This window comes from Streptomyces sp. JL2001, from assembly GCF_050917515.1.
Classification (GTDB): domain Bacteria; phylum Actinomycetota; class Actinomycetes; order Streptomycetales; family Streptomycetaceae; genus Streptomyces.
This window is the reverse complement of record NZ_CP169421.1, coordinates 7371354-7386530: the sequence shown is the minus strand read 5'-3', so window position 1 is coordinate 7386530 and position 15177 is coordinate 7371354. Positions and strand designations below refer to the sequence as shown.

General features: G+C 73.7%; 15 protein-coding genes. 8 read left to right on the top strand and 7 right to left on the bottom strand.

Going from position 1 to position 15177, the window contains the following annotated elements; translation table 11 throughout:
- Positions 1–39: 39 nt before the first annotated feature.
- The 3 genes from ACE1OA_RS33085 to ACE1OA_RS33075 form a co-directional block, all read right to left on the bottom strand.
- Complete coding sequence (locus ACE1OA_RS33085; RefSeq protein WP_384873201.1) at positions 40–435, bottom strand: hypothetical protein; 396 nt, start codon at positions 433–435, stop codon at positions 40–42.
- A 410-nt stretch (positions 436–845) separates the two neighbouring features.
- A complete protein-coding gene (locus ACE1OA_RS33080) occupies positions 846–1268 on the bottom strand; it encodes a hypothetical protein (protein ID WP_384873204.1) in 423 nt (140 codons plus the stop codon).
- Positions 1265–2794, bottom strand: coding sequence for a glutamate synthase subunit beta (locus ACE1OA_RS33075; protein WP_432753855.1), 1530 nt, complete (start codon positions 2792–2794; stop codon positions 1265–1267). Before ACE1OA_RS33075 ends, ACE1OA_RS33080 begins: the two co-directional genes overlap by 4 nt.
- A 235-nt stretch (positions 2795–3029) precedes the next feature.
- Here ACE1OA_RS33075 and ACE1OA_RS33070 point away from each other — a divergent pair, with 235 nt between their 5' ends.
- The 3 genes from ACE1OA_RS33070 to ACE1OA_RS33060 all read left to right on the top strand — a co-directional run bounded on the left by ACE1OA_RS33070 (position 3030) and on the right by ACE1OA_RS33060 (position 5623).
- Positions 3030–3305, top strand: a complete 276-nt coding sequence (locus ACE1OA_RS33070) for a GlsB/YeaQ/YmgE family stress response membrane protein (RefSeq protein WP_356780206.1) — start codon at positions 3030–3032, stop codon at positions 3303–3305.
- A 167-nt stretch (positions 3306–3472) separates the two neighbouring features.
- On the top strand, positions 3473–3970 hold the full coding sequence (locus tag ACE1OA_RS33065; RefSeq protein WP_356601537.1) for a GNAT family N-acetyltransferase: 498 nt from the start codon (positions 3473–3475) through the stop codon (positions 3968–3970).
- 219 nt (positions 3971–4189) lie between these two features.
- Entirely contained in the window at positions 4190–5623 is a 1434-nt protein-coding gene (locus tag ACE1OA_RS33060) for an MFS transporter (protein ID WP_386543121.1), read from the top strand.
- Between the two features lie 168 nt (positions 5624–5791).
- Here the strand turns inward: ACE1OA_RS33060 and ACE1OA_RS33055 are convergent, their stop codons facing one another.
- Positions 5792–6553 carry an NPP1 family protein gene (locus tag ACE1OA_RS33055; RefSeq protein WP_386543123.1) on the bottom strand — a complete coding sequence of 254 codons (762 nt, stop codon included), beginning with the start codon at positions 6551–6553 and terminating at the stop codon, positions 5792–5794.
- Positions 6554–6870: 317 nt separating this feature from the next.
- Here ACE1OA_RS33055 and ACE1OA_RS33050 point away from each other — a divergent pair, with 317 nt between their 5' ends.
- Together ACE1OA_RS33050 and ACE1OA_RS33045 are read left to right on the top strand one after the other, a co-directional pair.
- Positions 6871–7188, top strand: a complete 318-nt coding sequence (locus ACE1OA_RS33050; protein WP_386543124.1) for a hypothetical protein — start codon at positions 6871–6873, stop codon at positions 7186–7188.
- Positions 7189–7551, top strand: a complete 363-nt coding sequence (locus tag ACE1OA_RS33045; protein ID WP_386543125.1) for an alpha/beta hydrolase — start codon at positions 7189–7191, stop codon at positions 7549–7551.
- Between the two features lie 150 nt (positions 7552–7701).
- Here the strand turns inward: ACE1OA_RS33045 and ACE1OA_RS33040 are convergent, their stop codons facing one another.
- Together ACE1OA_RS33040 and ACE1OA_RS33035 are read right to left on the bottom strand one after the other, a co-directional pair.
- Positions 7702–9291 carry an MFS transporter gene (locus ACE1OA_RS33040; protein WP_384874747.1) on the bottom strand — a complete coding sequence of 530 codons (1590 nt, stop codon included), beginning with the start codon at positions 9289–9291 and terminating at the stop codon, positions 7702–7704.
- 607 nt (positions 9292–9898) lie between these two features.
- Positions 9899–10765 (bottom strand): SDR family NAD(P)-dependent oxidoreductase, encoded by an 867-nt coding sequence (locus ACE1OA_RS33035; protein WP_432753854.1) that lies wholly within the window; start codon positions 10763–10765, stop codon positions 9899–9901.
- 89 nt (positions 10766–10854) lie between these two features.
- On the opposite strand from ACE1OA_RS33035, the gene ACE1OA_RS33030 reads away from it, so the two are divergent.
- On the top strand, positions 10855–11331 hold the full coding sequence (locus ACE1OA_RS33030) for a MarR family winged helix-turn-helix transcriptional regulator (protein WP_432753853.1): 477 nt from the start codon (positions 10855–10857) through the stop codon (positions 11329–11331).
- 296 nt (positions 11332–11627) lie between these two features.
- Here the strand turns inward: ACE1OA_RS33030 and ACE1OA_RS33025 are convergent, their stop codons facing one another.
- A complete protein-coding gene (locus ACE1OA_RS33025) occupies positions 11628–12260 on the bottom strand; it encodes a TetR/AcrR family transcriptional regulator (RefSeq protein WP_432753852.1) in 633 nt (210 codons plus the stop codon).
- 62 nt (positions 12261–12322) lie between these two features.
- Here ACE1OA_RS33025 and ACE1OA_RS33020 point away from each other — a divergent pair, with 62 nt between their 5' ends.
- Positions 12323–13927 carry an FAD-binding oxidoreductase gene (locus ACE1OA_RS33020; RefSeq protein WP_432753851.1) on the top strand — a complete coding sequence of 535 codons (1605 nt, stop codon included), beginning with the start codon at positions 12323–12325 and terminating at the stop codon, positions 13925–13927.
- A 278-nt stretch (positions 13928–14205) separates the two neighbouring features.
- The gene (locus ACE1OA_RS33015; RefSeq protein WP_432753850.1) at positions 14206–15174 is read left to right on the top strand and encodes an alpha/beta fold hydrolase; all 969 of its coding nucleotides are present in this window, start codon (positions 14206–14208) and stop codon (positions 15172–15174) included.
- The last annotated feature ends 3 nt before the right edge of the window (positions 15175–15177 follow it).

Sequence of the window (15177 nt, the reverse complement as noted above, 5' to 3'; positions counted from 1 at the left end):
TGGGGGAAGCGAGTTCGGGGCGCCGGCCCGCCCGGTGGTTCAGCCGGCGGCGGTGGCGCTTCCGGCCTGCCGGGCGACGCCGGGCCCGTCGTCGGCGGCCGTCGTGCCCGGCGTCGGCGGCGCGCTCGGCCCGGTGAGGGCGCCGGCGAGCACCAGCGCGAAGCCCACCAGGTGGAAGGGGAGGGCGATCGCGGATATCACCTGGAAGGCCATGTACGGGCCGGAGAGGCGGACGAGGGTCTCCAGGACCAGCGGACCGAGGACGGTCACGAGCGGCGCCGGCACCATCACCAGGCAACCGGCCAGCGCCAGGCGGGCGTTGCGCCCCCTGCGGCGGATCGAGACGGCGGCCACGATCGCCCCGATCAGCGGGGTGAAGATCGCGAAGCCGGTGAGCAGCAGGCTCACGAGGGCGGCACTCGTACGGTCGGGCATCGGACTCCAGGGGGAAGGGGGAACGGCGACCGCGTGAAGATACCCGTCCCCGCCCCGCACGTACAGCCGATTCCGTCGAGCGAACACCCTCGCGCCCCACGCCGCGTCAGGGCTCGCGCCGGCGCGGACCGGACGGGCCCCGACACCGGCGGTGACCTGCGGGACCTCGGGCACGACGGCGCATCGTCCCGGCCGGCCGCCGAGGTTCGCATCTCTCCGACACCCCGCGCCGCGACGGATGCGAGGCTCGGGAACGGGCCGTGGGCAGCGCCGAAGCGACCCATCTGAGTGGGCGGTCGGGGACGCCGGGCGCCCTCCGCGGTGCGGCGGGCGGTCCGGCGGCGGACACGACGCGCGTCCCGGCCCCCGGGGTCCCCGGCGTCCGGAGCGCCGCCGGCAGAACGCCCTGCCTACCGGCGGCTGTTCGCGGCCTGCACCTTCATGAACTGCTGTACGAGCAGGGGTTGGGGCACCACGGGCGCGGCGCCGGTCGTGGTGGCGGAGACGAACACGATCAGCACCGATCCCTCACGGACCAGGGTGCAGGCGGTGGGCTGGGGGCCCCTGCCCTCCAGGCGGTACGCCACGGTCTCCTCGCCCACCGCGAACGGCTTCAGCGCGGTGACCTTCGTGAAGTGCAGTGCGCCGCCGCCGCCGTAGCCGCCCGCGCAGGCCGCCACGGCCTTGCGGACGTCGGCGACGGACGAGGGCCGCGGTGGCGAGAGCGTGGCCACCCCGCGGGGGCGGGGCACCCCGGCCGTGCCGCCCGCAGTGGGGCGGGGCACGCGGTAGGCCGAGGACGAGGGCGGCGGCCACTCCGGCCCGTCGTTCACGCGGTCAGCGGACGGTCCGTCGCCAGGATCGGTGCGGGCAGTTCGGTGGCACCGCGCAGATAGCTGTCCGCGGCGGCCGCGGCGGCGCGGCCCTCCGCGATGGCCCAGACGACCAGGGACTGGCCGCGTCCGGCGTCACCCGCCACGAACACCCCTTCCGTGCCCGCGACCGCCGGGCCCGCCCCGGGCGGTGGCGGGCCCGCCGGTGGGGCCGCCGCCGCGAAGAAGGGGGTGCGGGCGAAGGTGCCGCGGTCGTCGAGGGTGAGCCCGAGCGGGGCGGTCAGGCGCACGTCGTCGCACGGACCGCGGAAGCCGAGGGCGAGCAGCACCAGGTGGGCCGGGAGCGCGCGCTCCGTACCCGGGCGGGGGCGCCTCGTTCCGGGTTCCACCTCGCTCAGGACGACGGCACTGACGTGGCCGGCGGCGTCGCCGTCGAAGCGCATGGTGACCGAGGCGAAGGCCCGGGGGTCCGCGCCGTCGCGGTCGCGCGCCTCCTCGTGGGCGTGGGAGGACCGGTGGATCCTCGGGTGCACGAGCGGCCAGGGCTCGTCCGCCGTACGGTCGGGGCCGGGCATGGGATTGATGTCGATCTGGACGACGGATGCGGCGTTCTGCCGCAGGGCGGTGCCGAGGCAGTCCGAGGCCGTGTCACCGCCTCCGACGATCACGACGTCCTCGCCCCGGGCCGAGAGGGCCGCGGGGGGCCGCCCCGAGGTGGCGGCGGCGCGGTTGGCGGCCGTCAGGTACTCCATGGCGTGATGGACGCCGGCCAGTTCGCGCCCCGGGCAGGGGAGTTCGCGGGGTTCCGTCGCACCGGTCGCGACGATCACCGCGTCGTGCACGTCCCGCATCCGTGCCGCGTCGAGGTCGTGGCCGACGTCGACGCCCGGCATGAACCGGGTGCCCTCCGCCTCCATCTGCGCGATCCGGGCGTCGAGCCGGGCCTTCTCCATCTTGAAGTCGGGGATGCCGTAGCGGAGCAGTCCTCCGGGGCGGTCGGCACGTTCGTAGACCGTGACGGCGTGGCCGGCGCGGGTGAGCTGCTGGGCCGCCGCGAGGCCGGCCGGGCCGGAGCCGACGACGGCGACGGACCGGCCGGAGAGCCGGGAGGGGGGCAGCGGGCGGACGAGCCCGCGGTCCCATGCCTCGTCGGCGATCGCCTGCTCGACGTTCTTGATCGTCACGGGCTCGCCGGTGAGCGCGAGGACACAGGCGTCCTCGCAGGGTGCGGGGCACAGGCGGCCGGTGAACTCGGGGAAGTTGTTGGTGGAGTGGAGCCGTTCGGAGGCCGTGGCCCACTCGCCGTGGGCGGCGAACACGTTCCACTCCGGGATGAGGTTGCCGAGGGGGCAGCCGCCGTGGCAGAAGGGCACGCCGCAGTCCATGCAGCGCCGGGCCTGGGACGAGACCAGCGGCAGCAGCGGCCGGCCCGCGTGCACCTCGTGCCAGTCCCCGAGGCGCTCTTCGGTGGGCCTGGCGGGCGCGGGCCGCCGGGAGATGTGCATGAAGCCGGCGGGATCGGTCATGGCACCCTCGGCAGGGCTGTTCAGGGGTCCGGTAACCGTTCTCCTCAGCGTACGCCCGCGGCGCGCCGGCGGCGGCGTACCGGGGCCGCCCGCCGGACGTCCCCGGGCGCCGCTGCCGCCGGGGACGCCTGCCGGGCCCCGTCGCGGCCGACGTTTGAGTCCGGCGATCGCGCGCATGCGGTGAAGGAGGCAATCGACGGATTCACCGGGATTCCACGAGGAAGAGGAGCGCATCATGGGTGTCATCTCCTGGATCGTCATCGGTCTGCTGGCCGGGCTCATCGCCAAGGCGCTGACGCCGGGTCGTGATCCGGGCGGGCTGATCGTGACGACGCTGATCGGCATCGCGGGCGGGCTGCTGGGCGGCTGGCTCGGCAAGCAGATATTCGGCATCGACTCCATCGACGGCTTCTTCGAGCTGTCGACCTGGATCGCGGCGGTCGTCGGATCGATCATCCTGCTGCTGATCTACCGGGCGTTCACCGGTGGCCGCTCGCGTCGTCGCGCCTGACGTCGAGCCCGGCGCGCCCGTCGGCAGGGGTGACGTCCTCCCCCGCCGAGGGCCCGACGCGCCGGGCCACGCGTCCGCCCGGGCCGGACGTACGGTCGCGACAGGATTCGGTTCCCGGCCGCCGCGTCGCCGGTGGTCCGCGACCGCCTGGCGGATACGATCAGCGGATGGTCACAGTTCGTCGCGCCGGGCCGAACGACGGAGACGTCCTCGGTGAGATCCACGCCGCGGCCTGGGAGGCCGCCTACGCCCCCTTCTTCGCCACCGAGTTCGCCGTGCAGGGTGTCAGAAGCCGGCGCACGCGCTGGCACGCACGCATCGCCCGGGCGGCGGAGACGATCCTCCTGGCCGAGGACGACGGGATCCCGCTGGCCGTGGCCGTCTTCGCGCCCTCGGCGACACGGCCGGGCCTGGCCGAGATCCACAGCTTCTACAACCACCCCGACGGCTGGGGCAGCGGCATCGCCGCCTCGTTGATGACCGAGACGCTGCGTCACCTGCGGGACGACGGCTTCACTCGGGTGCACCTGTGGACGCTGCGGGACACCCCGCAGTCCCGCCGCTTCTACGCCAAGTCCGGCTTCGCCGAGAGCGGCGCCACCCGCACCTTCGACTTCGGCGACGGGAACCCTCTGGAGCAGGTCGAGTACGAACGGGCGTGCTGACCGGCCGCCCGTCCCGCTCCCGCCGCCCCCTGGACCGGCCGGCCATCCCCTCGGACGTCGCGGGCCGGCGGGAGCGGGGCGGGCGTACTTCCCCGTCGGCGCGGGTGCGTCCCCCTCGCGGCCCGGCTGCGGCCCGGCCACCGCCGTTCCACAATGAGGAGGGATCCCGCCGACGAGCGTCGGCGGCGTTCGGGCGGCGTCGGCTGAGAGGACCGGCCCATGCGCGCTGTGGCTTCGCCGGCCGCGCGGACGGGGGCCTTCGTCGCCGTGTCGGTGTCCCTGTTCTGCATCCAGCTCGACTTCTTCGCGCTGAACCTCGCCCTCCCCGGTATCTCGGACGAGCTCGGCGTCACGGTCTCCGTGGCTCAGTGGACCCTCTCCGCGTACATGCTCGCCATCGGCTGCTGCTTCGTCGTGGGCGGCCGGATCGGCGACGTCTTCGGGCGGCGGGGCGCACTGCTGGTGGGCATCGCCCTGTTCGCGGCGGGTTCCCTGGGATGCGCGCTGGCACCCGGCCTGGGGCTGCTGGTGGCGGCCCGGATCGTGCAGGGGGTCGGGGCGGGATTCGTCTTCCCGGTCTCGGTCTCCGTGATCACCAACGCGTTCCCCGAGGAGACCCGCGCCAAGGCGCTGGGCGCCGCGTTCGGGATCGCCAACATCGGCACGGCGCTGGGGCCCTTCGTGGGCGGCGGGTTCACCGAGGGGCCCGGCTGGCGGTGGATCTTCTGGGCGATGGTGCCGTCGGCCCTGGTCTCGCTGCTCGTGGCCTGGGTGTACGTGCCGGACTCGCGGGACGACTCGGCGCCGCGCGAGCTGGACCTCGTCGGCTGCCTCCTGGTCGTCGTCGGTCTCGCCACCCTCACGCTGGCCGTCGAGCGGGGCGACTCCTGGGGCTGGGACCACCCGCGCACGCTCGCGCTCCTCGGCGTGGCCTCGGTGGCCGGCGGGGCTTTCGTGGTGCGGGAACGGACGACGCCGCACCCGTTGATCGACCTGCGGCTGTTCCGCAACGTCCCGTACGTCATGGTGACGGGCATGGGATCGATCGCGAACATGGGCTACGGCGTCACCGTCTTCGTCGCCACGCTCTACCTGCAGGGGGTGCGGGGTCTGTCCCCGCTGGCGGCGGGAACGGTCTTCCTGGCGCCCGCCCTGCTCGTGGCGCTCAGCGGTCCGCTCGGGGCGCGCCTCGCCCGCCGCATGCGGCCCACCGCGGTGATGGCACTGGCGGGCGCCGTGGCGGGGACCGGGATGTACGCGCTCACGTACGTCACGGCGTGGTGGCTGTACATACCGGTGTTCGCCTGGTGCGGCTTCGGGCTGGGGCTCGGCTGGACCTTCTCCGGTGTGGCGACCCAGCAGGTCGTCCCGCCCGCCAGGGCGGGAGAGGCGTCGGGGGTGCTGCTGACGTTCCTGGTGACCCTGGGAGCGATCGCGCTGGCGGGCGCGGCGGCCGCGATCTCGGCGGCGACGCCGGAGCGGCCCGCCGAGGACGTCTACGACGCGATCCTGCGGCTGGGCGGGGCGGCGATCCTTGCCTGCTCGCTCGCGGTGATGGCCGTACGCCACCGCCTCGTCGTCCTCGGCAGACTGCCGCCGCTGTCCCTGCGCACCGCGGAGGGTGAGGAGCGGCTGCCGGAGCACCGGTCGTGACGGCGGGGACGGACTCACGACCGGCTGGACTCCCGGGGCGGTGAGCGGCCGGTTCGGCGCGGCGCGCTCGGCTGCGTCGCTCCGGGTCCGGGCCCGCCCCGGGTGCCGGTGGCGCCCGGGGCGGGAGCGAACGCGAACGGCAGACCTGCCGCCCGGTCCGGTCAGGGCTTACGCGTTCGGGTCGAAGGGGATGCCTGCCGGCTTGGCCTTCGTCAGGTGGGAGGCGAAGGAGTCGTCCCTCAGACCGAAGTGCCCGCTGCCGAAGTCGGCCTGGGTGAGCTTGTCCCGCAGGGTCGGCGGGTAGCCCGACCAGCCCACCAGAGCGGGGAACTGCCAGGCGCGGCGGTGGTTCTCGGGCGGCTCGTCGTTGTTGTTGGCCGCGCGGAAGCAGTGGGTCCCGATGCCGTCCTTGTGGTAGACGATCTTGGGGTGGGTGCCGTCCCAGCGGATCTGGTCGCGCGTGTGGATGTCGAAGTCGCCATGGGCGGAGGTCGCCACGTACTTGGCCTCACCGTCCTGGATCCACACCACCACGTGCTCCCAGTCGTGGCGGTGGCCGCCGAGGCTGATGCCGGGAATGGCCTGGTCCTTCTCGAAGTACAGCGCGTAGATGACGGCGCACCAGCCGTTGTTGCACTTCCAGCGGGAATAGCCGTTGGTGTTGTCGAGGTCCGAGGCGTCGCGGCAATTGCCGTTCAAAGCGCCGGTGGGGTTGAGACCGCTGTTCAGCGCCCCGCTCGACCCGATGGCGGGGGTCGGGTAGCAGCCGTCGGTGTCGTAGTCGTAGGCCGGTTGGAAGGTCAGCTCGATCGCCTCGGCCTGGGAGGGCAGGGCCGGCGGTGGCGCCGCGAAGGCCGCCTGGGGAACGGCGACGACCAGCGCGAGGGCGGCGCCGACGACCACTAAGGGTCGCTGGATGTGACGGTTCATCCGCAATGCGGGCCTCCTGGACATGGGGGGTTCGGGGGGTGGCACTCGGATCGCGGCCGACGTCGGCCGATACGCCCGTGCATCATTCGCGAACGCGGTCGGCACGGCAAGAGGGCGGACAGCCCCTCTTCACCGCCGGACGAACGCGGCGGCTGTGCTCCACGCATCGCTTGAGACCCGCTGTGAGCTGGATATCAGGTGGTTGACTGTCCGTATGGACCTCGCGCGAGCACTCCCCTCCCGCACGGACGCGCTGACGAACCGTCGCCGGCGGGACACCGGCCGGTCTTCCCTCCTCCACCGACGGGACGGCCGGCGTGCGCGAGGGTGACCGGCCGCCCGATCCCGGCCTCGCCGCGAAGCCCCGCCCCACTCCCCCGATCGACCCCGAACTGGGCTTGGCGCTGGAGGCTTTGGGCGACGAGGCACGGCAGCCGTACACCCCGGGGAACCTCGCGTCCCGCCGTCGGCGGGACGCGACGGCGCGACCTCGGCCGACGCTCCGGGAGCTGCGGGCCGACGGTCGCTTCGAGGTCGTCGAGCTGCGGGCACCGGGAGCGCCGGGCACCCGGGACGTCACGCTCGTGAGCGCCCGGCCCGCCTGCATCGCCGGCCCCCTGCCGGTGCTGTACTAGATGCACGGCGGCGGCATGATCACGGGCAACGCGCGGTCGGTCCTTCCGCGACCGCTGCGTGCCTGGTCCGAACCGCTGCAACGGGCCGTCGTCTCCGTCGAGTACGGGCCGGCGCCGGAGGCGACATATCCCGGCCCGGTGGAGGACTGCTGCGCCGGACTCATCCGGGTGGCCGCGCACGCGGCCGCACTGGGCATCGACGCGGAGCGCACCGTCATCGGCGGCAAGAGCGCCGGCGGCGGACTCGCCGCGGCTCTGGCTCTGCTCACGCGTGACCGCAACGGCCCCGCGCCGATCGGGCAGTTGCTCGTATGCCCGATGCTCGACGATCGCAACGACGCCTTCTCCGGGCCCGGCCGCTGACCTCGGTGGGCCGGTGCGGTGCCCGACGGGCGGCGCGGTGCGGCCACACGACTGCGCCGCCGCGGCCACGGGGCCGGAGGGCCGCGGTTCGCCCGACGGGCGGCGCGGTGCGGCCGGCGACCTCGCCCCGACGCCAGTCCGGCAGCCCGGTCAGCTCTCGGGCGGTTGCTCGGTGACCCGCGTCCCGGGGTGCGCCAGGGAGCAGACGAAGGCGACGGCCAGGGCGATCGCCATGCCGTAGAAGACCCACTGGTTGGCCTCGGCGAAGTCCATCCGGATCGCGTCGCCGGCGCTCTGCAGGGCCTCGGCCACCGGCCCGTCGCCGGACGGACCCTGCCCGTCGGGATGGCCGGTGACCGACTCGGCGACCTGGCGGGCCGCCGAGTCGGCCTCGTCCGCGGGCAGGCCGCGGCCCTGGAGCGTCGACGAGATCCGGTCGGTGGAGACATGGGTCAGGACGGTGCCGAAGACGGCCATGCCGACGGCGGCGGCGTAGTTGCGGACGGTCTGCGTGATGCCGGTGACCTCGCCGTACGAGGCGCCGATGGAGCGGTTGACGGCGTCGGTGGAGGCCGGGGCGAGGAGGAATCCGATGCCGGCGCCGGAGAGGGCCACGTAGGGCCACTGGTCGTGCATGGACAGGTCGGTCATCTTCTGCGCCCAGAGGTAGAAGCCGACCGCGCCGAGCGCGCATCCGATCTTCATGGCGGGGCGCGCGCCCCGCTTGTCCAGGATCTTGCCGCCCCACTGGGAGGCGATGCCGAAGCCGATGAAGAAGTACAGCAGGAACAGCGCGGCCTGGTTCGGCGAGGCGCTCAGCGACACCTGCGCGTACACCGAGGCGAAGAAGAACACCGGCACGAAGGCGAGCATCGCGAAGAACAGCACGAGGTTGTCGATCGTGAAGGCCCGGTCGCGGAAGACGTCGAAGTCGATCAGCGGCTGGGAGGTGCGCCGCTCGTAACCGAGGAAGACCAGCAGGATCGCCAGGCCGCCGACGATGCACGCCCAGGTCGCGACGCTGCTCCAGCCCCAGGCGGACGCCTGCTGGAAGCCCAGCACGCTCAGTCCCATGCCGAGCGCGACGAGCACGGCGCCGACGACGTCCAGTCGCTCGGGGCGCCGGCTCTCGGGGATCCGGGCCAGGACGGTGAGCACGATCGCGACGACGGCGACCGGCACGTTGACCCAGAAGATCGCCCGCCAGGTCCAGGTGGTCAGCCAGCCGCCCAGCAGGGGACCGATCGCGGTCAGCGCGCCGGACAGGCCGAAGAAGAGCGCGAGGGCCCGGCCCCTTCGTTCGACCGGGAAGACGGCGATGACGACGGCCAGGGCCGCCGGGAACATCAGGGCCGCGCCCAGGCCCTGGGTGGCGCGGAAGACGATCAGCCAGGTCTGTGCGAGGCCGCCCTCCGGCACGCAGCCGCACAGCACCGACGAGACGACGAAGAGCAGGGTGCCGATCAGCATGATCCGACGGTGTCCGAAGAGGTCGGAGAGCCGTCCGCCGAGCGCGAAGAACGCCGCGAGGGAGAGCAGATAGGCGTTGACGACCCATTGCATCCCGGAGGCGGAGAGTCCGAGTTCCTGGGTGATGCTCGGGGCGGCGATCGAGACGATGGTCTGGTCGATGAACGTCATCGACACCGCGAAGAGCATCGCGGCCAGGGCGAGTCGCTGTCGGGGCGCCTCGGCTGCCGCGGCGCCGGTCGGTCCGGAGGACGTGGATGTACCTGCCATGGACGGATGATCTCCCCGGACCGCTCCGCCCGCATGCCGGAGCCCGCCCAGGGGTGGCCGGCGGCGCGGCGGACGGAAGGGGGCACGTCGGCCGGGCCGGGTCGGGTCGGGTCGGGGCCGAAAGGAACGGCATGCCCGCACCTGCCCGTCCTGGGCGGCGGCTCCTCCCCCGCGGGGGGCCTCCGTCGGGTGCACCCGACGGAGGTACGAGCGGATCGCGGCGGTGGCGCCCGGTCAGCGGCCCGGCGGTGACGGCGTCGGCCGTGCGGCGACCGAGGGCACCGCCCCACCGGCGGTACGGCGCGGGACACGGGTCATCGGCCGAGGGTGTTCATCAGGATGATGGCGACGAGGTCCGCGAGGATCACGGCGATGACGCCACTGATCATGAACCAGGCTCTGCGTGATTCGTCCATGCCCGCACGTCGCCTCCCGACTCGGGGACAGCGCCGGGCGCGGGTCCGGCGGATCCGGATGCCGCGCCGTCGGCCTGTGACCATGATGGACCGGTTCGCGGCGGGGCACAGGTCGGGGCACCGGGCCCGCAGGGCGGGCGGCGGGCAGGCCGGGTACGGCGAGGCCGTCCTCCCCGGGGACCGTCCCGCGGTCAGGCCACCCAGGTGCCGGTCATGCCGACGACCGCCGAGCCGTCCCGGTCCGCCAGCTTGACGCCGGTGAACTCGCGCGCCCACGGCGAGGTCTGGATGCGGAAGGCCGGGGTCTCGGCGCCGAGCGCCTCCATGACCGCCTCGGCCGCGCCGGCCGGGGTCTGGGCGCCGTCGAGGAAGCTGCCCACCGTGCGGTCGATGTAGTGGCGCATGGCGTCCGCGTACGGGCCGGCCGCCGCGAGGCGGGCCTCCACGTCGAGCCCGATGTTGTTGACGAACTCCGTCGCCACGGCGCCCGGCTCGACGACGGACACGCGGACCCCGACGGCTCCCGCGACGGGGGCCAGGCTCTCCATGTACCCCTCGACGGCGAACTTCGCGGCGCAGTACGCCTCGTTGAAGGGCTGGCCGATGACACCACCGACGCTGGTGACGGTGACGAGACGGCCTCCGGTGGCCCGCAGGTGCGGCAGCGCGGCCTTCGAGACGTTCACGACGCCGAAGAAGTTGACCTCCATGACCTCGCGGACGTCGTCGACCGACTCGAGCTCGAGCGTGCCGACGTGCCCGGCACCGGCGTTTTTCACGACCGCGTCCAGCCGCCCGTAGTCCGCGATCACGCCGTCCACGGCGGCGGCGACGGAGTCCGGGTCGACGACGTCGAGCTGCCGGATGTCGAGTGCGACGCCCGCCTCGGCGGCGGCCTTGCGCAGGGCGTCGGCCCGGCCGGTGTCACGCAGGGTGGCGATCGTGCGCCAGCCCGCCTGTGCCGCGGCGATCGCGGCGGCGAGGCCGATACCGGAGGAGGTGCCGGTGATCAGGACGGTGCGGGGCTCGCCAGCGGAGGTGACGGGGAGGGTCGACATGAGGGGTGCCTTTCACGGAACGTGATTTATGTGCGTGTACACACACCATACGTTTATGTGCGTGTGCACGCAACCTCTAGACTGCCGATATGGCGAAGAAGCTCACCGAAGCCGAGATGCCCACGGCCGACTACGCGTTCTACGGGCTGGTCTGGGCGGGGACCGTGATGACCGACCGCGTCGACCGCGCCCTCGTGAAGGCCCACAACCTCCCCGTGTCGTGGTTCGAGGTCATGCTGTGGCTGGCCTCCAGCCCCGATCCGGTCCCCGCGTCCGTCCTGGGCAACAGCACCCTGCTCAGCCGCAGCCAGGTCTCCCGGGTCGTCGACGCCCTGCAGACACGCGGACTGGTGACCCGTACGCCCTCGGCACGGGACGCCCGGTCCGTGGAGGTCTCCCTGACGGAGGAGGGGCGTCGCGTCTTCGCCGAGGCGGACGCCACACGGCGCGAGGCACTCGGGCGCGTCTTCACCGAGCTCCTCGACGAGAGGGACCTCGAAGCGCTGGCAGCCGTCTGGCGCAAGCTCAAGGCCGAGAAGAAGACCGGGGAGCCCGAGACCTTCTAGGTCCTGTCCGGGCGATCTTCTCGGGCCCGCGACGACGGCTGCGGCGTCTCGCGGCGTTGTCGGAGTCGCCCGAGTACGCCCAGTACGAGGGCGATCCTCCGCCTTGCGATACACCACATCCGACGCCGCGGGCCGATCCTCGAAGATCGCCCGGACAGGACCTAGGTCGGGGTCCGGAGGACGGGAAGGCGGCCGCGCCGGGACGACGTGCGGGGTGCCGGGCGGTGCGGGGTGCCGGGCGGGATCGCTCGGCGCGGGCCCGCGCCGAGCGGTGCGCAGTCGAGGTGGTAGCGGCGTCAGCCCGGGTGGTCTTCGGGGGCGAGAGTGGCGGCCGCCGCGAAGAGGCGGGCGCAGCGCTGCGTCATGGCCTCGGGCGTCTGCTCCGGATGCTTGAGCCACCAGCGGACGAGTGTGGCCACCAGGTCCTGCCAGACGTACCTGAGCGCGTCGGCGTCCAGCGGGTCGCGGGATCCGGCCGCGCGGAGCAGTTCGGCGGTGCCCCCGGCCGCGAGGTCGTCGATGACCGACCAGTAGACCGCCGCCCGGCGGGCGGCCTCACCGCCGGGCGGCAGCGTGGTGTCGTACAGCACGAACCATGCCTCCCGCCGCCCCTCCAGGGCGGTGAAGATGCCGTGGAGGACGCGCAGCGGCGTGTGGGGCGTGGTTCCGCCGGGCCCCATGGCCGTGCGGATGGCCTCCAGGAGCCGTTCCCCCACGGGTTCCAGGCAGGCGACGTACAGGTCCTCCTTGGTGCCGCAGTACTGGTGCAGCAGGGTCTTCGTGACCCCGACCCGGGCGGCGATCGCGGGGAGGGAGGCGGCCGCGTAGCCGCGACTGCCGAACTCGTCCGTGGCGGCCTCCAGCATCTGCTGTCGGCGGCGCTCCCGCGGGACTCCCTTGGTGCCGGCTTTCGACGGTGGGGTTGCCATGGACGGATATTATCAGTAGGTAATTTACCCACAGGTAAATTACTGCGATCCCTGGAGCGCCCATGTCCGGCACCACCCCGCAGCCGTCCGGTTCCCGCACCCGCTCCTGGTGGGGGTGGGGCTGGACGGACGCGCATCCCGGCGACGCGGAGTGCGTCGCGATGGGCGCAATGCTGCCCGGCACCCTGAGCCGTCCGCTGCCCGTGCCCGAGGTCCGCGACCTCGGCATCGCCGACCCCGCGGTGGCGCCCCCGCGGAGCCTGTCCGGTCTGGTGTCGGCGGACCCCGGGGACCGGGCGGCCCACGCCATGGGGAAGGCGTACCGGGACGTGATACGCGCCCTCCGCGGCCGCCCCGGCCGCGTCCCCGATCTCGTCGCCCGGCCCACGGACGAGGCGGGCGTCGCCGACCTGCTGGACTGGGCCGGCGACCGGCAGATCGCGGTCATCCCCTACGGCGGCGGTTCCTCGGTCACGGGCGGCGTGGAGTACCGCGGTGACGCCCACCGGGCGGTGCTCTCGCTCGACCTCACCGCCATGGGCCGCGTCCTGGAGGTCGACACCGAGAGCCGCTCCGCCCGCATCCAGGCGGGCGCTCTCGGCCCGAGCCTGGAGAACCAGCTGCGGCCCCACGGCCTGACCCTGCGGCACTTCCCGCAGAGCTTCGAGTTCTCCACCCTGGGCGGCTGGCTCGCCACCCGGGCCGGTGGCCACTACGCCACCGGCCGCACCCACATCGACGACTTCGTGCAGTCGACGCGTGTCGTCACACCCGCCGGCACCAGCGCCTCGTGGCGGCTGCCGGCGTCGGGTGCGGGCCCCTCCCCCGACCGCCTGTTCCTGGGCTCCGAAGGGGCCCTCGGGGTCATCACCGAGGCATGGGTGCGCCTGCAGGAACGCCCCCGGCACAAGGCCTCGGCCTCCGTCGCCTTCGCCGACCTCCACGACGCGCTCCGGGCGGTGCGCGCCCTCGCGCAGTCCGACCTGTCCCCCGCCAACTGCCGCCTGTTGGACGCGGGCGAGGCCGCTCTGTCGGGAGCGGCGCAGGACGGCTCCGCCGTCCTGGTCCTGGGGTTCGAGTCGGCGGACGGACCGGTGGCCGGCCGACTGGAGCGGGCCGTCGACCTGGCCCGCTCGCACGGCGGCCGACACGAGGGCGCGTCCGGCCGGGGCGGCGGGGGCGACGACACGGCCGTGGGCGCCTGGCGCTCGGCCTTCCTGCGGATGCCCTACCTCCGCGACGGGCTGGCCCGGATGGGCGCCGTGGCGGAGACCTTCGAGACGGCCGCCACCTGGGACCGGATCCCGGGCCTGATCGACGCGGTGCGGACCGAGGTCTCCGAGGCGGCGCTCAAGGCCACCGGGCACCCGGCCACGGTCAACTGCCGCCTGACGCACGTCTACCCGGACGGCGCGGCTCCCTACTTCACCGTGCTCGCCGCAGGCCGCCCCGGTGACGAGGTCGCCTTCTGGGACGACCTGAAGTCGGTCGCGAACGAGGTCCTGCACCGGCACCGGGCGACCATCACCCACCACCACGCCGTCGGCCGGGACCACCGCCCCGGCTACGACCGCCAGCGCCCCGAACCGTTCGCCCTCGCACTGCGGGCGGCGAAGACGGCGCTCGACCCGCGGGGCATCCTCAACCCCGGGGTGCTGGTGGACTGACGGGCTCGGGAACGGGGGCGAGGGGCAGGGGGCGAGGGGCAGGGGCCTCACGCGAGGGGCAGGGGCAGGGCCTCACCGGAGGTGACGCACGGCGCCGGTCGACGGGGAGCCCGTGTCGTCGACTCCCTCCCCGCGTTATAGATCACGAACATCCCTTTTGGGTATGGCTTGTTCCCGCCCTTCCGCCCCCACTCGTCCGGAGGTCCGTCATGACGGCCGAACATCCCAGCAACGCGCAGGGCGGAGCCGCATCCGCACCCGCCGGGCCGTCAACGTCCGTGCCCACGGAGCGCGTTCTGGACCTGGCGGGATTCCGGTACGTGTGCCGCACCGCGCCGAGCCGGCGTCCCGGTGCCGAAACCCTCCTGGTCCTGGGCGGGTTACTGCAGGACCGCCGCTCGTGGCTGCGGCACGAGCGGCGGCTGACCGAGGTCTGCTCGGTCGTCACCGTCGACCTGCCCGGTTACGGCACCGCCGACTTCCTCCCGGCCTCCTACGGCACCGACTTCCTCGCCCGGGCCGTACGGAACCTGGTGACCGAACTCGGGCTGTCGCGCGTGAACCTGATGGGCGCCTGCTTCGGCGGCAGCGTGGCGCTCCGGTTCGCCGAGGAATCACCGGAGTTGGTCGAACGCATGATGCTGGTGGGTGTGGCGACGCATCTGCCGGAACACCACGTCGCCGCCCTGCCGCGCTGGGACGCGATGCTGCGACGCGGACAGGTCGACCTTCTCGCCCGGGAGCTGACCGACGTCTTCATGCCGCCCTCCGGCGCGTCCACGGTCCGCCGCCACCACGTCATCTCCCGCCTGCTCTACCAGCAGATCTCGGGCCAGGACCCGCACCAGCTGCACAGGTCCGCGGAACACATCAGCCGGCTGATGCGGCACGCGTGGTACGCGCCCCGGGGCGGCGCGACGTGCCCCGTCCTCGTCGCCACGGGTGAACACGACACCCTCACCACTCCCGCCATGGGACGCTCGGTCGCCTCCCGCATGCCCACCGGCCGCTTCCTGACCATCCAGGCGGCGGATCACCTCGCCCCGCTCGAACGCGTCGCCGACTTCGCCGACCTCATGGTCCGCTTCTGTACCGACGCCCCGCTCGACGGCCTGCCCTACGCCTCGGCCGTGGAGCACCCGTTCGCGCCGGGCTCAGTGCTGCCGCAGCAGGCCGCCGCCCGGGGGCACACCGGACACGCGCGGGGCACGCTCCTGGCACGGCATGCCGTGGGCGGCGCCGTCTGAAGT